The sequence below is a fragment of the Novosphingobium sp. HR1a genome, from assembly GCF_015594425.1.
Taxonomy (GTDB): Bacteria; Pseudomonadota; Alphaproteobacteria; order Sphingomonadales; family Sphingomonadaceae; genus Novosphingobium; species Novosphingobium resinovorum_A.
Genome location: NZ_JABXWS010000069.1, coordinates 47,621 through 68,141, shown reverse-complemented (window position 1 = coordinate 68,141; position 20,521 = coordinate 47,621). Strand labels below are relative to the sequence as shown.

Here is a 20,521-nt window from a genome sequence, read left to right as displayed (position 1 = left end):
GTCAGGCGCCTATCGAGTCCCGATCCGCGGACTTGCGCTGGCGGATCAGCAGTCCTGCGACCCCGATAACGACGGCGACTGCAACCAGCGGCAGCACGACATGGACGACAGACCGTATTTTGCCGAACACCGCCTCGATGGCCGAACCGAAGAAATATCCGGCGCTGACGAAGACGGTCCCCCACAAGATCGCTGCGCAGGCATTGATCAGCAGGAACGTTCGCGCAGGAATCCGGGTGGTGCCGATGGCGATGGGGCTAACCGTGCGAAGACCGTAGAGGAAGCGAAAGGCGAAGACGAAGATTGTTGGATGTCGCTCGAAGGTCGAAAGGGCCTTGGCGAACGCCGCCTTGCGCTGCACCCGCTGCACAAACGCATGGTCGCGGAACCGACGGCCCAGCAGGAAAAATATCTGGTCGGCCACGAATGACCCTGCCGAAGCGGCCGCGATCGCCGGCAGGAAGGGCAGTATGCCGCGATGGACCATGATCCCGCCGATGACGACGACCGTCTCCCCTGCGATGGCGGCGCCGGCAAAAAGAGCGGGCAGACCGTACTCGGCTATGATTTGATCGAGGGTAATCGGGCGCGCCTTTCCAGTTTCGTGCAAAGATATCGGGAAAACGGCCTGCCTCCTGTGACGTTCCTCAACCGTCAGATGATGCAGCAAGCTTTAAAATGGCAAATCCTAAGCTTTTGAAATCGCATTTGACTGGTCGTCCTCGACATGGCGGAATGATCTGCACAGACTACCTTTCGGAGTTTGGCAACCGCCATACATCAAACGAGGAGTACGGCGCTCACGACCCTTTGCGGCCGTTCAGCCGCCGATTTTCCCTCCCCGGGTGCGGACCGGCAGCTTTCTCGCATTTCATATGCCCGAGCATGGCCGCCATCTGCCTCGCGGCGTTTGTCGGCGCCGGTTGTTCTATGCAAATTCGACTAAGTGCCTGACTCAGAAGTTTCTCAAGCGTAGCAATACCTTGCAGTTCTGCGGGTGAGCATGCGGATGGAGGCTATCGTTATCCATGCCGTGGAGGATTCGATGGTAGTTTCCCAATCCTTGGCGAGGCGGCGGCATCGGCCAAGCCATGCGAAGGTGCGTTCGACGACCCACCGCCGCGGGAGAACCTGGAAGCCCTTCGCCTTGTCCGAACGCTTTATGATCTCGATCGTCCAAGCCCCTGATCCGACAAGGGCAGTACGGAGCTTGTTGCCGGCATAGCCCCCATCGGCAAAAACATGCCGCAGCCACGGGAAGCGTTTCCGCACGGCCTTTAGGACATCGACGGCACCGTCGCGGTCCTGGATGTCGGCGGTGTGGACGAGGATAAAGATGAGAAAGCCGCAGGTGTCGGTCAGGATATGCCGCTTGCGGCTCTTGATCTTCTTGCCCGCGTCATACCCGCAAGGGCCGCCGCTTTCGGTGGTTTTAACTGACTGGCTGTCGATCACACCGGCGCTCGGCGAGGCTTCGCGCCCTTCGATCTCGCGCAGGTTCAACACCAGCATCGTGTTCATGGCCTCGAGCAAACCGGTGTTGCGCCAAGCGTAGAAATAGCGCTGCACAGTCGAGACCGGTGGAAAGCATTTGGGCAGAAGCCGCCAAGCTCAGCCGCTGGCTGCTATGTAAAGCAAGGCATTCACTACTTCGCGCATATCTGTCGTCCGACGACGACCTCCGCGCTTGGCTGGCGGGATGAACGGTGCCGCCAATTCCCACTCCCGGTCCGTCATATCGCTGGAATAGCGCAATCCTTTCCGGCTATGCTCCTGCCGGGCAATACCAGTCCATGTCATTGATCACTCCATCTCTCGCAGGACGGACTGAATCACAACATACTGGTATTGCTCAACAACTTTTGGGGCAGGCTCTAAGCTTTTCCGTTCCCGACTGTTGTCAGTTCGCTTTCTGAAACTTCGATGTTCAAGACGGGCCGATTCTGCTGGTTCCGACGACGGTAGTTTCGGAAACTATAGCTGTCTTGCTAGCAGGCCCGTATGCTCGTTATCAGAGCGTAATGACTGCCGCCATTTCCTCCGCCCCCGTCATCGGACGCGCATCCGGTCGGACCAAATCCCTGACCTCGAAGGGGCAGCGCACCCGTTCGGCGATCCTCGACGCGGCCGAGCGCCAGTTCGCCGAACGCGGATTCGACGGCGTTTCGTTGCGCCAGATCATGGAAGAGGCCGGTGTCCAGATGGGACAGGTGCAATACTACTTCCCAGCCAAGGAGGACGTGATCGTCTCGGTCCTCGAACGTCGGCTCTCGGAAGTGACGGCAGCCTATCGTGCTTCGGTTGAGAGCCTGGAGGCGCGCGGGAAAGTGGAACCTGTCGGGCTGCGCGCGGTGATCGCTGCGGTCCTGCTGGTGTCGCGCACCTGGCTGGCCTCCGGCGATGCCAGCCGGCACCGGTACCTCAGGATGCTGGGCCTTGCGACGATGAGCTTCAGCCAGCCGGACTACGTGCGCAGCCATGGCGAAGCCTTCCGTCCTCTCAACGAGCGCATCATTGCGATGCTGCTGCAACTGTTTCCGGAGCAGGCTCCCGGCCGCGTGCTTTCGGCCTACCACCTGATCGAGGCCAATCTCCTGTCGGTCTACGTCAACCTCGACGCCCTCTTCGCCCGGCGCGGCGAAGAGCGAAGCGAGGCGGCGGTCCATCGCTACTACGATGAACTTGAAGGATTCCTTTACGGCGGCTGCCTGGAACTCCTCGGCGAAGGGCGTGAGACCCCCTAGCCATTTCGGCAGTGTCCCCTCTCAAAAAATAGTGCGATTGCACTAAACACGAAATCGGACCGAGTTTCGCACGAGCGAAACCGTTGAGCCGGATCGTATCGAGGGAGAGGATTATGAGTGGAAGTCGCGCAGGCGCGCGTGCCGTTTTCCTTGCGTCCGCATCGTTTGCCATCGTGGCAGCGTCCGGGGCCAACGCCCAGGAAAAGCCCATGGATCAGTCAGGCGATGGCGGCGGTATCGAGGAGATCGTGGTCACGGCGCAGAAGACGTCGGAGAGCCTTCAGCGTGTTCCCATCGCAGTCACTGCGGTAAGCGGCATCGCTCTGGAACGGGCGCAGATCAAGGACATCCAGGGGCTCGCCAATTCGATTCCCAACGTCCAGATCAATTCGTTCTCGAACTCTCCGGATTCGGCAGTGTTCACCATTCGCGGCGTCGGCGTGAACGATGCCGATCCCTACGTCGGCACGACCGTCTCAGTGGTGGTCGACGGCGTTCCTGTCGGCGTCAACACCGGCGCGCTGCTATCGCTCTTCGACATCGAGCGGGTGGAAATCCTGCGCGGTCCGCAGGGCACCCTGTTTGGTGCCAATACCACGGGCGGGGTCGTCAACGTGGTGACCAAGCAGCCCACCGGCAAGTTCGGCGGAGAGGCGCAGGTCGTGTACGGCAACTATAACCGGCTGGATATCAACGCCGCGCTCAACTTCCCGATCACGGAAGGGCTCGCAGGTAAGATCAGCGTTCTGCATACCGGTTCGGACGGCTTCTTCCGGGCCTATTCCGATGGACACCGGCTCGGCAAGCGGGACATGACCTCGCTGCGCGGTTACCTGAAGTACACGGCGGGCGATTATGACGCCACGCTGATCGGCGAATACGACCGCACCCGCAACGGATCCCAGACCGGCGTGATGATCGCGGGTCCGGGCGATTTGTTCTACGACCCGGTCGAAACCGGTTCCGGGTTCAACTTCCGCCGCGGACAGAGCAACGACCAGCCCGACTACAACAACCGCGACACGTACAGCGTCACGCTGACCCAGAACCTGACAACCGGGATCGGCGATCTCGTCTCTATCAGCAGCTATCGCAAGTACGACAACGACCTCTACAGCGACGACGATGCGCAGACCGCCGTGCTGCTGCAGACCCACCGTGTTTCCGACCACCGCCAGTTCTCGCAGGAACTGCGGCTGCACGCTGACCTGACGGATTCGATCAAGATGATCGTCGGCGGGTTCTACTTCGACCAGGAGTACGACCTTCGGCAAAGCACCAAGCTTGACGGATTCATGCAGGGGCTGGGCCAGCCGCAGCGCCAGCATCAGAAAAACTGGTCGATTTCCGGCTTCGCGCAGCTCTACGCCCAGCTGACCGACGCACTCCGCCTTCAGGGCGGCATCCGCTACTCGCACGAGAAGACGACGGCGCTTTCGTCCACCGCCAACAGCTTCACCACCACGCCAGGCGGCTTCGCCTCATTCGACGACCCGATCATCCCCGGCAGCCTGATCGTGGCGACCGGATCGAAGGCCTGGAACAACGTCGGCTACAAGATCGGGCTGGACTGGCAGGCCACGGATACGGTGCTGGCGTACGGCTATTATGCGCGCGGTTTCAAGTCGGGCGGCTTCACCGGGCGCATCGCGGTGGCGCAGGACATCGGACCGTTCGACCCGGAGCACCTCGACACCTTCGAGGTGGGCATCAAGGCGGACCTGTTCGACCGGCACCTGCGCCTGAACCTTGCGGCGTTCTACAACGACTACAAGGACATGCAGGTCACCCAGAACCTGACTTACCTGGACGGCAAGAACTCCGCCGCGATCCGCAACGCTGGCGGTGCCAAGACCAAGGGCTTCGAACTGGAGGCTACGGTCATTCCGGTAGAAGGCGTGACGCTGAACGGCGCGATCGCCTATCTCGATGCCTACTACACCAAGTATGACACATTCGTGCTCGATGCCGCGGGCAATACGGTGCCGGTGAGTTATGCCGGAAATCGGCTGATGAACGCGCCGAAGTGGAATGCTTCGGCAGGTATCACCGTCACTCGGCCACTGGGCGGGGGCGAGGTTACCGCGACCGGGCAGTACACGTACACCAGTAGCAAGTACACGGCGTTCACGGACCGGCCGACCGAACTGGTCACGCCGGTAAATCTTGTGAATGCCACGCTGTCATGGTCGCCCGAGAGCGAACAGTGGTCGATCGGCATCTGGGGGCGCAATCTCTTCAACGAGAAGTATTACGGCCAGAAGCTGACTCTGCTGGGCATCGGCACGCTCGCTTCGCTCGGCAACCCCCGCGAATACGGAGTGGACTTCAAGGTACGCTGGTGAAGGCGCTGGGGCCGGCCGCACGCCCCCCATTCCCTCGCGGCGGTCGGCCTTTTCATTTCTTGGACAAATCAGGATGACCAACATGACTACAATGCCGATGGAAGTTCGCACAGCCCTCCAGGACCTGATGACCGCCTACTGCTACGCGGTCGACAAGCTGGACGACATCGACGAGCTGCTCAACCTCTTCACCGACGACGCTGTGCTCGATTTCAGCCGCATCGGCCTGCCGCTGATGAATGGACGCGCGGAGATCCAGCGCTTCTTCGACGGCGTCTTCGCCGACATGACCCATCACGCGCACTATATCTCCAACTTCCGCCCCGTGGTTTGGGACGGCACGACCGCCGCGATGACCGCTTACGTCACCGGCCTTGGCCATTCGAAGGACGGCAACACGGTGGATGTGAAGGTCCAGTACACCTTCGAGGCGGCCGCTCAGCTGGACGGCACCTGGAAGTGCCATCGCTATTCGATGTTCGCGATGATGCCGCTGCCGGGATCGCTTGCCGAGATCCACGGCGAGCGCTGAGCGCTACCCAACCCTTCATCACTCAATCTGCGAGAGGTACCATGGCCACCACCGCTGAAGCCCCCCCTTCCTATCCCACTCATCCGGACGCGCAGCCGCCCGCCGCACGCGGCGATGCCATTACTGGCGATCGGTACTGGTCGAAGGACTTCGCCGAACGCGAATGGGAGCACATGTGGAAGAAGGTCTGGCACCTTGGCGGGCGCGTCTCGCAGTTCGAGGAAGCGGGCGATTTCGTCGTCCATGAGTTCAAGCATGAATCGGTCATGATGGTGCGGCAGGAAGACGGCGCCCTCCGTGCCTTCTTCAACGTATGCATGCACCGCGGCAACCGTCTTGTAAATGTGTCCGAAGGCGGCGTGAACGGCAGCTTCGCGTGCCCCTATCACGGCTGGAAGTGGGGCATCGACGGCAAGCTGGACTGGGTACAGGACCCGGAAGATTTTGCACAGGGCGACCCTTGCGGCAAGCTCAGACTCAAGGAGCTGCGCTGCGAGACCTGGGGCGGATTCGTGTTCTGGACCTTCGACCCGCAGGCGAAACCGCTGCTCGACTACCTCGACCCCATTCCCACGCTGTTCGCCAATCGCGACCTTGAGAACTACACCCGTGTGGTGTGGCGCACGCTGCGGGTGAACACCAACTGGAAGTTCGCATCGGACAACTTCAACGAGGCCTACCACATCCCGGTCGTCCATCCGCAGTTCCAGCCGATGATCGATGATCACTACTCGACCTCGATCTTCGAGATGTACCCCAACGGACATAATCGCATGATCGAGAAGCTGCAGCCGTCCAGTCGCTATCCCGACGCGCAGCAGGTCAAGCCGTTGTGGGCGCAGGTCCTGCGCGAATGGGACCTCGACCCGGTGGACTTCGAGGGGCGCGCTCAGGAAGGTCGCGTCGCTCTCCAGCAGGCCCGCCGCACGCTGGGGCCGAAACGCGGCTACGCCTATTTCGATGCGCTGACGGATGATGAACTGACCGACCAGATGCACCACACCTGCTTCCCGAACCTGACGCTGACCGCCACGGTTGAAGGTCTCCATGTCTTTCGGACCGAGCCCGACGCGGATGATCCCAACTGGTCGACCTTCGACTACTGGTATCTCGTGCCAAAGGTGGAGGGGCAAAACGAAGCGGCAACGCTCTACGGCATGCGCCCCGTCGTCGAAGCCGAACAGGAATCCGGCGACTTCGGCGAATATCGCACCACCATCGCCCAGGGTGACTTCCTCGAACAGGATCTCTCGCTTGCGGTCACGCAGCAGAAGGGCCTGCGTTCGATGGCGTTCGAGGACTGCTACCTTGCCGGGCAGGAAATGCGGGTGCGGCGCTTTCACGAAGTGATCAACGACTATCTGGAGGGCCGGCGCTGAGCGCCGGTCACGAACGGGAGAATACTGACATGGGGCGAGTAGCAGGGAAGGTAGCGCTGGTCACGGGCGGCGCGTCGGGACTGGGGCTGGAAGACGCCCGCTTCCTGGCGCGCGAAGGCGCCAGCGTGGTGATCACCGACGTGCAGGACGAACAGGGTGAGAAACTTGCCGCAGAGCTGCCCGACGCTCTGTACCTCAGCCACGACGTGCGCGACGAACAGCGGTGGCAAGAGGTCGTCGAGCGGACGATAGCGCATTTCGGCCGGCTCGATGTGCTGGTCAACAACGCTGGCCTCGTGCGCTTTGCCTCGGTGGAGGACTTGTCCTATGCCGATTACAAGCTGCAGGTGGAAGTGATGCTGGACGGCACGTTCCTGGGTTGTCGGGCAGCGATCCCCGCCATCGCACGGAGCGGTGGCGGCTCCATCGTCAACATGGCTTCGATCGGCGGGATGAAGGGCATCTCCACGATCCCCGCCTATGCCGCCGCCAAGGGCGGCATCATCTCCATGACCCGATCGATCGCGGTGCACTGTCAGGAACAGGCCTATCGCATTCGCTGCAACTCGATCGCGCCGGGCGGCATCGCCACGCCCATGACAGCGCAGGCGGTGGCCGCCCTCGATGCCGACGATCCCGGTCTCAAGCAGAACCGCGATCACGGCATGGGCGTACCGGCGGACGTCGCGAACCTGGTCCTGTTCCTCGCCTCCGATGAATCGCGTCACATCACCGGGACCAACATGGTCATCGACAACGGTGAAACCATCAACTGACAGGTGAATGACTATGACGATGACAGCCGAAGACATGATCGATTTCGTGGACCGCCTCTATGCCGCCACCGGGGCGGGGGACTGGGAGACCGCGTCGGACATGCTGACCGAGGACTTCGTCGCGCGCGAGGCGGACGGACTGCCGATGGCGGGGGAATATCGCGGCAGGGACGGGCTTCGTGAGCTCTATGCCCGCGTCATGGGCCTGTGCGACGTCGCGGCGCTGGACCGAGTGGAGACAACCGCCGGCAAGGACCACGCCGTGACGATCCTGTCGCTGCGCTTTGCCGACCCCGCCCTTGCTCCTGCGGGGATCTGCGAGATGTTCCGTTTCCGTGACGGCAAGTGCTGCGAGATCAAGCCGTTCTATTTCGATCCCGCATCGTTCATCGCCGCCGCAGATGCCAAGGCCGCATCGGCCTGATTCATTTCGACGGTAGTTGTGCCCACAGGCAGCGTGTGAGCGCCCGCAAAAATAACCGCAGGCCCCGCCCCTGCGTCGAGGAGTGCCCGGAGGATGACCATCAGCAACACCAACTTCGTTGTCGTGGGAAGCGGCGCAGCCGGTCTCGTCGGCGCGATCACGGCGCATCGTGCCGGACTTCGTCCGATCATTATCGAGAAGGCCGATGTTTGGGGCGGCACCACTGCCACCTCGGGTGGCGTGCTGTGGGTGCCGAACAATCACCTCATGGCGGACGGCAAGGACGATACGCCCGAGGCGGCACGGCAATATGTTCTTTCTCTGATCGGCGAGGACGCCGACGATCGCGCAATCAAGAAGGCCGAGGCGTTCCTCGCCCATGTCGGGCCAATGGCCGAATTTCTCGCCGAAGAGGGGGTGGCATGGAAAGTTAACAGGGACCATCCGGACTATTATCCGGACGTGCCGGGAAGCAGTCGCGGCAGGACGCTGGAATCCGAGGTCATCGACGGCAAGGCACTTGGCCAACGCTTCGATACGATGCGCATGCATGACCTCGACATGCCGGCCATCGACAGCGAAGGGCTGGCAAGCCTTACGCGGGCGTGGCGCGGACCGGGCCTGCTGCTGAACGCCGCGAAGGTGGCGCTGTCGCACAAGGTGAGCACCCTGCTCGGCCGCAAGCCGCTTGGCCTCGGACGGGCGCTGGTGGCATCTCTCATGGCCCTCGTGGACCGGCTCGGCATCCCGGTGCACCTGTCGACAGGACTGGTGGATCTCGTGGTAGAGAATGGCGCGGTGGTCGGTGTGATCGTTGAACACGATGGCGCACGCAGCCGGATGGAGGCGCCCGCTGGCGTCCTTCTCGCAGCCGGTGGTTTTTCGCGCAATGCCGCGTTGCGCAAGGAACTGCAGGGCGCGGAGCGAAGCTGGCCGAACGCCATTCCCGAAGATCAGGGCGATGCCCTGCAGGCGGCCCGAGCGGTTGGCGCCGCCACGGAACTGCTGGAGGGTCGCTGGTGGATGCCCTCCATCCAGGTGTCTCCCGCCCAGATGGGCCTTGCGCTTGGCCTGCGAGCGCTGCCGGGGAGCATGATCGTCGATGCTCGGGGACGGCGATACATGAACGAGGCCGCCAATTACATGACCGCTGGACGCACGATGTTCGACCACGGCGCGGCCGATGAAAGGCACTGGCTCGTCATGGATGACCGTTTCCTGCGCCGCTACATTTTCGCCGAACTTTCGAACAAGGTGGTCCGCAAGCGCATGATGGATTACGGCTTCCTGTTACGAGCCGGCACCGTCGAGGAGCTGGCGCGGCAATGCGGGATGGATCCTGCGATCCTGCACGGCCAGGTCAAGCGCTTCAATGGCTTTGCCGCTACGGGCGAGGACCTCGATTTCCATCGCGGCGCTTCGGAATACGATCGCCACTGGGCTGATCCGGATCAGCGTCCTAACCCCAGCCTTGGCCGAATCGACAAGGGGCCGTTCTGGGCGGCCTTGATCAGACCTGGCGATCTCGGCTCCAACGGCGGCATCAAGACAAACGACCTTGGGCAAGTCCTCGCGCACGAGGATCGCCCGATCCACGGGTTGTACGCTGCCGGAAACAGTGCCGGTTCGCCATTCCGATATACCTACCCCGGAGCAGGGGCGACTATCGCGGCGGCCGGCACCTTCGCCTTCATCGCGGCCCGGCACGCGGCTTCAAGGAGCACGAACTAAACCGTCGTTAGTGCACACTGAACTGGATGTGACTTCGCCGGAACGCATGAGTCCGGCTTGGAAACGGTTTCCTACCTCTATGTCGCGGACCGCCCCGCTTCCCACTCTGACTGCGCGCAGTCGCGGAGCCCGGTAGCGATATGGCGATGGAGCCACGATAGCTGGGATGAGTGACGATGTAAGGCGCGTCGACTTCAACAGCGCGAATGATGGCTTGGCCGCGATCCTTTCTACTCCGACCCTTTCCAGACGCTCTGCCTCACAATTCCCGTTCCCTTAGTGCGGCCGGTCAGCTTTGCCACCTTTGATGCCCATGACGGGCCGTGTCGCGAAGCGAGCAATCAGCGATTTATACTAGACGCTATCATCTGGTCGTGTTGAGAGGCCGGTTAGCTAAGAATGTTGAGCGCGCCGGGCCCTAGGAATGGGCTAGGAGCGTTGCCCCACCGATCCCGCTCAGCGACGTACATCAGCAGTTTTTCCGCTCTTGTAACCGCGACGTAGAACTGTCGCCTCTCAGCCATTACGTCTTCACTGTATTTGAATGGGAAGGAGCCCGTCCGCAGACCGATCACCGCGACCGCTGAGTATTCGCGCCCTTTGGCGTAATGGATGGTCGACAATCTAAGTGCGCGCGTCGGGCTTGCGAACAAGCCGAGGTGCTCGATCGTGAGATTGAAGATGTCGACCTTCTGCCGGATCATGTCGGCCTTCATCCCCTGCACCGAGGCATAAAAGAGCCCGGACTGGATGCGGTCGACATACTCTGCACCTAGGAGGATATCTCCTGTGGCTTGGGACATGGCGTCCAGCCAGGCGATTGCCCCGTGCCCGAGATTTGCCAAATGTAGCGCTTCGCGCTGCAGTCGGACTAGGACCTTACGGCCGCTGAATCCGAACAGTTCGAGCCGGGTTTGGCCGGTAGCATCCTGCACGGTGTGGAACAGCGCGCGCTCGAGTTGCCGGGTCGTGTCGGCGGTCGGCTCGACGATGGCGCCGCAGAGCTGCTCAGCCAGCTGTGCAAACAGGCGCGAGCGCTTGTATGGTCTGGCTCCCGGTCCCACGATGGGCGTGCCGAAGTCTCTGAGCTCCCTCGCCAGAGTGATGAGTGAGAACCAGTCCTTGGCAAGGATCGTTGCGTCGCCGAGTGCGATGTCCTGCGCTTCGAGAGCTGGCAAGAACTGCTCGGTAATTGCCTCGAACGCCGTCCCTCCGCGAACTAGGATCGGGTCGACCGGATGGTCGCGCGTCGATCCCGCCGCCGTCATGGGCGGGAACCGCGGGAATAGGCGCTCGGCGTGGTTCACAATGCGCCTGCTCGACCGAAAATTCAGGGAAAGGCTCAAATCGGACCGAGCGCCGATGTGAACGCCGAAGGGTGCAACGAGTTCCGGGCGGGCTCCGGTGAAGCCATAGATCGACTGGAATAGATCGCCAACGGCGAAGAATTTCGATCGTTGCGTAGTGTGGAGCAGCTTCAGCATTTCCACCTGAAGTTCGGTAGTGTCCTGAAATTCGTCGATCAAGAACCACGGGTGCCGGGCACACAGTGACCGGGCGATTTGTGGGTGGTCGCGGAGGAGTAGGTAGGCACCGTAGACGATATTTCCGAAGTCTATGTATCCGAGTTGGGCACACCGGGACCAGAAATACGGGGCCGCACGGCACACTGAATCGTTCTTCAGCGCCACGCCGATGATCCGACCGTTTGTATCGACGCTAAGGCTCTCGAACGCCTCATAATCGGCGTGATTTAGCTGAAGCAGGTTCACCTGCGCGGCGGCGTATTCGCAGATTACCTCGAAGTCTGGATTGTCACGGGTCAGAACCTTCCTAGCGCCACCCAGGTCGGGCCGGAGCCAAGCGAACGGGCGGAGAATCGAGTGCAGGCAGAAGGAATGTATCGTTGAGACGTAGATGTAGCGCTCGTCCCCAGCTTGGAGCTGTTCGCTCGCGCGTTGCTCAATTTCTTGGACGGCAGTGTTGGTGTAGGTGATGCAGCAGATGGAACGCGGAGTCCCGCGCACGCCCTCGATCTCTGCCACCAGCTTGGCGATAAGAGTGCGTGTTTTGCCGCTGCCGGGGCAGGCGGTGAGTAGCAGGTTTTCCTGCCAGTCGACCGCCTCCTGCTGCTCGTCGGTAAGAAGTTTTACCATTGTCTCAGCCAATTCACGGCCTGCTCAATATAGGGAGGGAGCTTCTCGGCCTTCTCGACATGGCGGGCTGCGGCTTGCGCGAACCGGGCTTTCCCGAAACGGATGGCGGTCCGCAGCACTTTCGCCCTCAGCTCTTCTGTCGTGCCGAAGAACTCCGCATTATCGAGATGACTTTTTATCCTGAGTGCGCCTAAATCACCGGCGGCCGCAGCCAGCATAGTCAGGTTCCCGTCCATAGTGATCTCTCGCTCAAACGTGGTTGCGCCCACGAAAGCCTTCACGAACTGTCCCTCCAGAGCGACGAGGTTCTCCGGCGGCACGACATCGTCGTCAGGATCACCGATGCCAGGGGCGCGATCCGCGTCAGCGACAATGGCGCAGCGCTTGGGGAGGCAGTCCACGGCGAACATCCTTGCGAAGGGACCGAAGTGCGTGCCGTGTATGGCGACGACTGATATGCCCTCGCGTTCAAGATCAATGCCTAGGATCTGCTTCACCATTGGCGGATCAGGAGCAGCTCGGCTGGTCCTTCCACCAGCATAACGCGCCGGGCGAACAAGAGGTTCGACTTCGTCGCATCTAGGTATCGCTCGAGATCTTCGCGGTCATTCGGCGTGAGGCCCGCCGCTTGGCTCGGAACCGCAGCCACGGGGACCCCGTTCGGCTGCTGGGACATGATAGCGAAGGATGAGAGCGGCGCGCCCGCCGTGACCTGGGTGCTGTGGGTGGTGGCGATGACTTGGAAGGGGAGTTGCCGCAACGCGTCCATGAGGGTCGACTGCAGTTGCGGGTGCAGATGGGCCTCTGGTTCCTCGATGAGGATGAGTTCACCTGCAGCGTTTCCGCTAGCGGCGCGCTTGCGAAACTGCTCGATCAGCATGGCGATGAAGAGGATGTTGTTAAGGCCGAGACCGTTGCGGCGGGGTTCAACGTTTTGAGCCAGAGTGCCTGAGAGCAGCACGATTAGATTGCGTATAATTGATTGGAAGGTCGGAGCGGAGAGGCCGAGCTTCACGTCAAGAGCGAAGGCGGGCCCGGTGATCTCCTTTAGGGCCCCATCGATAGAAACTGCTAGATCGTTGATAGGAGGAGATGCTTCAATTTGAGCGTTCACAGCTTTGACCGCGTCGACGATCGCCCTCTGATCGGCGAGGTCCATTTCGCTTGCCTCCACCAGCTTCATCAGGGGTGAACGTCGAAAATGCTGCAGATCGGCTTCGACGTCACGGAGCGCCGGAAGGAACACGACTAGGAAGGACTGCAGGATTTGAAGACCGACGGAGCAGGCGCCAATGTCGCCGTTCTCGTGATCCCACTCGATGCTCGCCATATCGATTTCGGGATTGCCGCCGCCGAACAACTCCCAGCCGAAGTCGTCAAGTGTAAGCGGCCTGTTGAGGTCGCCAGAGGCGATGAGTTCGCGCACGAGACGCTTCGGACGAAACCGGTAGAAGAGCCTCGCTCGATCCGCACCGATCTGCGTGCCGTGTAGCAGTGCCTCTTCGTTTTCATTTCCGGCGAATCCTGTGAATTCGACAGCGACGAGCACTTGGAACGGCTCGGTTTGGTCTACGGCGCAGTGCACATCCTCCTTGCTCAGGGAGCGGAAGGCGGAGGACAAGGTGACGTCGAGACACAAGCGAATGCCGTGCAAGAGAGTGGACTTGCCAGCATTATTCTCACCGATGACGACAGTTGCGGCATCGGTGATTGGGATATCGAGCGCTTGGATTGCTCGCAAGTTCTTTATGACAACCCTACTCAGCCTCACGATATTGTTACCCCTGCAAGCGTTTGAAAGATGAAAGGCAATCTATCACGGCGGGTCAACGACGAAAGGTTGTGTGAAACATCTAGCCTGTTCTCGAGCAGCGTTTCGCGCACCGGTACGCTGAACCGATCATCGAGATCCTGGCAAGGGCACCAAGCCGAAACGGATGCCCCAAGGGGCCAAGACGGGGATCGGCGGAATAAAACAGTCCTATGTCTCGCTTCCCGGAAACCTCATGGAACAGTGGGTCAATTCGCGAGATAACGCCCCGAGTAACGGCAGCATTGCGTATCAGAATGAACCAGGCTCAAGAATCGCAGTATTTTCACTGGAAATCCTGAACGGACTTCTTGGCAAACGAATGACCGGTGGTCACATTCGTACACGAGGCAGACGAGGGATTCTTAGAGGCTTGGCGACGAAGTCCGACCATAACGCAGCGCCAATGGCGTCGGGCGTGGTATTACAATTTGAACGCGCGCTTTATCATCTGGCTATCGCCGGTGACGGCGAAGCGGTTTCCGTCGAGCAGGTCGACGACGTCGCCAGAACCAAGGATGGCAAGGTCAGGGCGCAGGAACAGGACAAGAAATCGGTATCACCGCGCAGCAACGCAACACTTGGTGATCGGCACATCGGACTCTGGCGCACGCTGCAAATATGGGTCGAGGGAATCCGAACCGGGGGGCAGCCCAGCCTTAGCTATCTGCTGGTCACGAACGCCCAGCCGAAGGGTAAGATCGTCGATGCTATTCGGAAGCCTGCCGGCGTTCCCGACAGATCGGCGGAAATCGTGACAGCGCTCAGAGCTGCCGGAAAGGTTCGCAAGGTCGGCGGCACTGAAGGCAAGGCGCCCTCGAAGATCCAGGAAACAATCGACGACGTCCTCAGTGAAAGCGATGCGATGCTTACCGATCTCGCTGGCCGGATTGAACTCGTCGAGAAATTCGATGCAACAGCCATGCGGCCCGACGTGGCTGCTCGCCTCGGAATTCACCCCGACGCCGACCGCGATTTCATTATCGACGCAACACTTGGCTGGATCGTCACCCGCTTGCGCGAGGCATGGGACAGCAGGGCCGCCGGGGTTATCACCAAGAACGAGTGTCTCCGCTACGTGCGGACGAAGGAGGCCCAAGCTGCGCGGCGACAGTGGATGCCGCGTCCCGGCCGAGAAATTCACGTTGGCGGCGATGAAATCGCCAATGCACGCGGCCGTACATTCGTAGACCAGCTCAAACGCATCGAACTCGATGACGAAGAGGTTTTCGAGGCCATCGAGCACTGGGTGCAGTTCAACACTGAAAAGTCCCGCCTCGTGAAAACCGGCGACATCGATGACGAAATATGGGTAGATCGCGGCGACCGTCTCCGCCAACGCTGGCAGGCAATCGAGAGACATGCTCGCCGTACGCGCCAGGATTTGCCTCCGGTCGAACGCGGCTATCACGTCTATTCCGAGACGACGCTCAACCATCAGGAGCCGATCGACGGACACCCCTGCGCAGAACCGTACGTGACGACCGGCCATTTCCATCGTCTCGCTGACGACAAGCAGATACGGTGGCACCCCGAGTACGGCGACGTTTGACCATGCGCAGCAACCACGAAGAGCTCATTTTGCGCAATCCCGCTTTTGGCGCCTGCGCGCTATGGCAAGTCGCGCGGAGTTTCACGGACAAGCGATCGGGCCAATCTCCCTCCCCGTCGCTTCTCCATTTCGCCATATCTACGGCGATGCTCTTTCACGAAGCCACTGTGACGAAGATTTATCGGATGAATCTCGAGAGCGGTCTCCTGAAGGCCGTCGTTGAGGAGCCGGAGCTCGTCGCCGGCCTTCAAAGGCGCTTGGAGAAGAGCTTTCCGACCTGCCTGTTGGCGCTCCAGCTTGCGGTATCGGCCGAGATCATGACCCGATCGAGCGGTTCGGGCTTGCCGGCGTTCAGCGCCGTCGGAAGCACGCTTCCCGCGGGAATTCGTCACAGCACCCCTACCAATGCAGCCGCAAAACGATTGGGTAATTGGCTCGCCATGGAGGATCTGGAAATCGTCAGAGCAAGGTTGGGGATCAGGTTTTAGTCATGAAGCTGCACATCCACGAACTGATCATCTGGCCGGAAGACGTTCGCCACGAGCCGCACGTCATTACATTCGATCCCCGAAAGATCATGGTCATTACGGGTTGGAGCAGCCGGGGCAAATCGGCTGTGACGTCAATCATCGACTACGTGCTCGGTGCGGCTACAACGACCATTCCGATCGGCCCTATACGAGAAAAGGCTTCCTGGTACGGCCTGATGATCGAGACCGATGTCGGAAAAATGCGGATCGCACGGGAAAAACCTGGCGAGCGCGCGGTTTCCAACAAGTACTGGTTGCAGCAAGGCGAGGAGGTTTCGCAGCCCCTGCCGCGTCGTCCTCATGGGACAGAGCACGCGGATCGTGTAAAGCAGCTATTCGATGGGCTTTCGCGCCTGTCCGACCTTGACGCCGACCCGGACGGTAGCGGATTTGGTGGACGTGCGAGCTTTCGCGACATGGCCAGCTTCAATTACCTGCCCCAGCACATCGTCGCCAACCCGTACACGATGTTCTTCAAGGCGGACACGACCGCGCACCGCGAGAAACTACGCAGCGTGATGCCACTTGCTCTCGGCATCATGACCAACGAGGATCTTGCGTTGATGCACCAACGCAAGCTGCTGCTGGACCGGCTCCGACTAGTCGATACCGAACTCAAATCCCGTGCCGCCGGTGTGGAGCGCTGGCAAGCAACCGCGAAAGGCACGTTTTTCCAGGCCCAGGAATTAGGCTTACTGCCCGTCGAAGATCTACCCGGAAACCTCGAGGCGATCATCGAAGTGCTTCGCGATGTTGTCAAGGCTGGCGGACGAACCGCGGCAAGCCCTGGCCGCGTGAGCGCGGCCGTAAACCGCTTGGAGAGATTGCGGTTCGACGAGCGCGAACTTGACAGGACGATCGCGCATACCAAGCGGAGACTGCGGCGCCTTCGCAGCCTGCGTGGTTCAGTGTCGGACTACTCGGACGTCCTGGCTGAACAGCAGAGCCGCGTCAGGGGCGTCGGCTGGTTTCGCGATGCCGTGGTTGCGGAGGAATGCATTCTGTGCGGCTCTGAAAGCGAAGCTGCCCGCAGTTCACTCGATGAGCTTGGCGAAGCGATTGCAGATCTGGACGACCTCTGCGTCGGGGCTTCCTCCACCCCTCCAGTTGTCGACCGCGAAATTGCGGATGCTGAGCGTGACCTGCTGGTTGCCGAAGAAAAGCTCATCTTTGTCCGCAACACGCGGCTTGCGGCAGAAATCGAAGTCGACGGCGAGCAGGGACAATCGCAGACTTTGGAGAAAATCTACCGTTTCATCGGCAACACCGAGCAGGCGCTGCGCATGGTCAAGGACATTGAAGGCGATGGGGGGCTGAACGACCAGCGCAGGGATCTCGTCAAGCAAATCGATAGGATCGACGGGAAGCTGGAAGGCGCCGAAAGTTCCGCCCGGGAGGAAAGGGCCAATCGCATCATTACATCTGCAATCCAGCGCGTGATTGAGCTCTTAGGCATAGTCGGCGCGGAGGGTATTCCCAGTCTCAACCAGCGTGAGCTCAACGTCCAGTTCCAGCGCGAGGGTGTTGATCATACCGACAGCCTTTCGGAAATTGGGAGCGGCGAGAACTGGATGGCTTACCACCTGGCCATGCTATTTGCCCTCCACACCGTGTTCCTCGGGCGCAAGAATGAAAATCCCGTGCCTTCATTCCTCATTATCGACCAGCCGAGCCAGGTCTACTTCCCGAGCGATACCTTCCGGCAGGTCGAGGAAAGCATTACTGGCCACACCACCAGAGGCGAAGACATCAGGCGAACGCAGCAGATTTTCGAGATGATTTCCACGGTGTGCGAGGGCCTGAAGCATCTTCAAGTGATCGTTTTGGAGCACGCCGACCGCAGCACCTGGGGCGCCGTCAAGAATGTCAAGGAAGCAGCAGACTGGCGCGGCGAAAGCGGCCTAATTCCGGAACATTGGCAAACCCAAGCGAACGCGCTTTAACTAATCAGGCACGGCGTGGCGGTTAAACTGGCTCTCTCGTCATGGTCCTGGGGTTCGCAGTCGCGACGCGCGCAGGCGGCGATTGCCTTGCTGAAACACGACAACAGTCGTAACGGATCGCTCGCGTTTCTTCAGAAATTCAAGACGAGGTGCCCATCGCTCGAGGTGCACTGCCCCGCTCCACGGGACCCTCTGATCGATCACTTTCCCCGCCTATCGGAGAAAAGGCTGCGACTGCCATCGCTCATTAGACGCCTAACTTCCAAATTTAGATCTTGGTTGACTTGCATTATCCAGACCTGTCCATTGCCGCCCGCTCAAGGAGGCAGAATTGGCGAAGAACGGGATAATTTCGGTGCCAGCATCGGTTGAGGATGTTCAGGCATTCGTCGACCAGAATCGGAACAAGTATGAGAAGGCCGTTGCCGATCTGAAAGACCTTCTGGCAGAACTGCGCAAGACCGAACGCAGCCTTGCCTGCATCTACAAAGTCTACTCCCGCGGCGAGATGCAGGGCGGGGAGGAGATGAAGGCGACGCGGAAGATCCGGCTCAAGTTCGACGAGCACAATTTGAAGCAAAAGCTAACGGAAGCGTCTCTCTACGACGTTCCGGACATCGTCGGCGTCACAGTCGTCGTTCCCAACCCGTCGGACATAAGCCTCGTCGCGCAGGCGATCGACAAGGCGATCGACAACGAAGAACTGATCGCGGCGCCTGTAGGCAAGGCGGCTGCAGGAACCCTCATAAAATCGAAGCATGGGCGGCCAATCGAAACCGGCGGCTATTTCGCATGCCATTACAATATTCGACTGACGTCGATGACGGCGGCTACGCCATTGTGCGAAATCCAGATAAAGACCCTGTTGCATGATGCGTGGGGCGCAAAGACACATGACCTGACCTACAAGCCGAGCGGGAAGGTGGGTGCGGAACTGCTCACCAGCTTCGAGCTCCTAGGTAGCAGCTTGGCGAATCTGGACCAGCAAAGCGACGTCCTGCGGCAGAGCATCCTGCGCAACAGCGCCGTGCGCGATGCTAAGCGACGGAACGTCCAAACCTGCGTACTCGCCATGACGACACAGAGTCGCATAGACAGGATCAGCACTGGTACTGTGAAGACCAAACTCGGCGAGATCATGGATGAGATCCGCGGCATGACCGTCGAGACGCCGGACTCCGTGGCCCGCCCGGCGTCCAAGACACTCGAGACCATGTATTCCAAGAACCCTGCTGCCGTTTCGGCGCTTCTCTGCCTTCTGGCGGCAATGGTTCAAAGCAGCCCATACATAGAGAAGGCGCTCGAAAGCCTGTCCGCGAGGGAGGAGAACGAGAGCGATCCTTTCCTTGCTCTGCAGATCCGCTTCCAGGGAGCCCTCGCCGCATTCGCGGTCGGCGATGCGCCACGCGCGATCGATATCGCTGAATCATGCTTCAAGGAGGCCCAGAAGGCAAAGAAGGAGAAGACCTTCGATGCGGACAGGCTGGACAATCTGATGTTTAGCGTCAGTTCAGACCTCGCCTACTATCACGCGGACATAATAGGTTCGCATGAAGGCGATAAGCGGAAATCATCCACGAAGGCCCTGACGCATCTCAAAGAGGCAATGAAGTTCTACGCCTCGCTCGGCGTTCCCAAGGATGGTTTGGCGGCAGACGAGGGGGAGATAGTCCAAGCGCTCAAAGGGGCGAAGGATCCCCTGCGCATATTCTTTGCACTGGATAACGAAGCATATGTGAAGATTCAGACCGCTTCGACAGTTTCAGATGTGCGCAAAGCGGCGAAGATGCTCAACTTCCTGCATACGCACGTACCCAAAGGCGGGGAGGACGCAGCAGGTCTAGCCGTCGAGTACCACGAATACTGCTCCCGTCAGCGGCTTGCCGACTTGGAAGGCGAGGCAGTATCCTGAGGTTCGTCCCAACCGAAGGGAAAGCGCATTTGCAGTCTCCATTTTGCTCTTCGTTATGATTCTAGGCCTTCCTCGAACTGGGTCAAGTCCTACCCGTGGCATAGAATTTGATGGCGCCCTTCCGCTAAGGCGAGACTAGGACTTCCCGCCAGACACGGAGCGGGACGTCAGAGCCAGCCCCGAACTTACCCACCGGGCCTCGCTCAAATCGGGACTGGCTAGCCCCTAGAACTCTGGATGCCTTGGATCCCAATTTTGAGAACAGGTAGAGCGGCACGCGCTGCGGTCCACGGAAGGTCGCTTTCATGCAGCGTCTTCAGGGTCGCGAATGACCGGAATACGGGCGACAGCAGGCGTAGCATAAGCGGCTACTCCGTGTCCGGAAACAGCGCTCAGTTGCTCTGAAGCCGACTGTCGCAAAAGTCCCAACCGTTGCCATAGAGAAGCCCAGCTCGGCGGCCTCAAGCCCGGACCTTCGAAAAGTTGACAGGCCCGGCACGACGAAAATCTAATCTTTGTAAGGCTGATGGATCTGACAGGCAGGTCAGACCGGTGTTCGATACATGCCGTGTCAATTCTCTCTTGCCTCTTTGCCCCTTCCATGTGCAAATGGCCCTGCTCCCGTGAAAGCCGGGAGTTGGGGCGTGGAAACCTCAAACCTGTCGAAACTCGGTCGATTTCACGGCC

General features: G+C 60.2%; 15 protein-coding genes and 1 pseudogene. 11 read left to right on the top strand and 5 right to left on the bottom strand.

Annotation, left to right across the window (positions count from 1 at the left end; genetic code table 11):
- Position 1: 1 nt before the first annotated feature.
- Together HWN72_RS19550 and HWN72_RS19545 are read right to left on the bottom strand one after the other, a co-directional pair.
- Positions 2-670 (bottom strand): DedA family protein, encoded by a 669-nt coding sequence (locus HWN72_RS19550; protein WP_248006144.1) that lies wholly within the window; start codon positions 668-670, stop codon positions 2-4.
- Positions 671-966: 296 nt separating this feature from the next.
- Positions 967-1,800, bottom strand: a pseudogene (locus tag HWN72_RS19545) (IS5 family transposase).
- 221 nt (positions 1,801-2,021) lie between these two features.
- On the opposite strand from HWN72_RS19545, the gene HWN72_RS19540 reads away from it, so the two are divergent.
- The 7 genes from HWN72_RS19540 to HWN72_RS19510 all read left to right on the top strand — a co-directional run bounded on the left by HWN72_RS19540 (position 2,022) and on the right by HWN72_RS19510 (position 9,931).
- On the top strand, positions 2,022-2,744 hold the full coding sequence (locus HWN72_RS19540; RefSeq protein ID WP_211151055.1) for a TetR/AcrR family transcriptional regulator: 723 nt from the start codon (positions 2,022-2,024) through the stop codon (positions 2,742-2,744).
- A 209-nt stretch (positions 2,745-2,953) separates the two neighbouring features.
- Positions 2,954-5,089, top strand: a complete 2,136-nt coding sequence (locus HWN72_RS19535) for a TonB-dependent receptor (RefSeq protein ID WP_211151054.1) — start codon at positions 2,954-2,956, stop codon at positions 5,087-5,089.
- A gap of 82 nt (positions 5,090-5,171) precedes the next feature.
- Positions 5,172-5,621 carry a nuclear transport factor 2 family protein gene (locus HWN72_RS19530; RefSeq protein WP_248006143.1) on the top strand — a complete coding sequence of 150 codons (450 nt, stop codon included), beginning with the start codon at positions 5,172-5,174 and terminating at the stop codon, positions 5,619-5,621.
- A 41-nt stretch (positions 5,622-5,662) separates the two neighbouring features.
- A complete protein-coding gene (locus HWN72_RS19525) occupies positions 5,663-7,000 on the top strand; it encodes an SRPBCC family protein (protein WP_211151053.1) in 1,338 nt (445 codons plus the stop codon).
- Between the two features lie 29 nt (positions 7,001-7,029).
- On the top strand, positions 7,030-7,776 hold the full coding sequence (locus HWN72_RS19520) for an SDR family oxidoreductase (protein WP_211151052.1): 747 nt from the start codon (positions 7,030-7,032) through the stop codon (positions 7,774-7,776).
- A 13-nt stretch (positions 7,777-7,789) separates the two neighbouring features.
- Positions 7,790-8,200 (top strand): nuclear transport factor 2 family protein, encoded by a 411-nt coding sequence (locus HWN72_RS19515; RefSeq protein WP_309141579.1) that lies wholly within the window; start codon positions 7,790-7,792, stop codon positions 8,198-8,200.
- 93 nt (positions 8,201-8,293) lie between these two features.
- Positions 8,294-9,931, top strand: coding sequence for an FAD-binding protein (locus tag HWN72_RS19510; RefSeq protein ID WP_211151051.1), 1,638 nt, complete (start codon positions 8,294-8,296; stop codon positions 9,929-9,931).
- 389 nt (positions 9,932-10,320) lie between these two features.
- On the opposite strand, the gene HWN72_RS19505 is transcribed toward HWN72_RS19510, so the two are convergent.
- Genes HWN72_RS19505 through HWN72_RS19495 form a run of 3 tightly spaced genes read right to left on the bottom strand, consistent with a single transcriptional unit; the run spans position 10,321 to position 13,828 of the window.
- Entirely contained in the window at positions 10,321-12,087 is a 1,767-nt protein-coding gene (locus HWN72_RS19505) for a UvrD-helicase domain-containing protein (protein WP_211151050.1), read from the bottom strand.
- The gene (locus HWN72_RS19500; RefSeq protein WP_211151049.1) at positions 12,081-12,587 is read right to left on the bottom strand and encodes a TOPRIM nucleotidyl transferase/hydrolase domain-containing protein; all 507 of its coding nucleotides are present in this window, start codon (positions 12,585-12,587) and stop codon (positions 12,081-12,083) included. Before HWN72_RS19500 ends, HWN72_RS19505 begins: the two co-directional genes overlap by 7 nt.
- Positions 12,581-13,828, bottom strand: coding sequence for an AAA family ATPase (locus tag HWN72_RS19495; RefSeq protein ID WP_211151048.1), 1,248 nt, complete (start codon positions 13,826-13,828; stop codon positions 12,581-12,583). Before HWN72_RS19495 ends, HWN72_RS19500 begins: the two co-directional genes overlap by 7 nt.
- A 442-nt stretch (positions 13,829-14,270) precedes the next feature.
- Between HWN72_RS19495 and HWN72_RS19490 the strand changes: the two genes are divergently transcribed.
- The 4 genes from HWN72_RS19490 (at position 14,271) to HWN72_RS19475 (ending at position 19,834) form a co-directional block, all read left to right on the top strand.
- Positions 14,271-15,449: an ABC-three component system protein gene (locus HWN72_RS19490; protein ID WP_211151047.1), complete on the top strand. Its 1,179-nt coding sequence runs from the start codon at positions 14,271-14,273 to the stop codon at positions 15,447-15,449.
- A gap of 2 nt (positions 15,450-15,451) precedes the next feature.
- Positions 15,452-15,937, top strand: coding sequence for a three component ABC system middle component (locus HWN72_RS19485; protein WP_211151046.1), 486 nt, complete (start codon positions 15,452-15,454; stop codon positions 15,935-15,937).
- Positions 15,938-15,939: 2 nt separating this feature from the next.
- Positions 15,940-17,922 carry a DUF3732 domain-containing protein gene (locus HWN72_RS19480; protein WP_211151045.1) on the top strand — a complete coding sequence of 661 codons (1,983 nt, stop codon included), beginning with the start codon at positions 15,940-15,942 and terminating at the stop codon, positions 17,920-17,922.
- A 331-nt stretch (positions 17,923-18,253) separates the two neighbouring features.
- Complete coding sequence (locus tag HWN72_RS19475; protein ID WP_211151044.1) at positions 18,254-19,834, top strand: hypothetical protein; 1,581 nt, start codon at positions 18,254-18,256, stop codon at positions 19,832-19,834.
- The last annotated feature ends 687 nt before the right edge of the window (positions 19,835-20,521 follow it).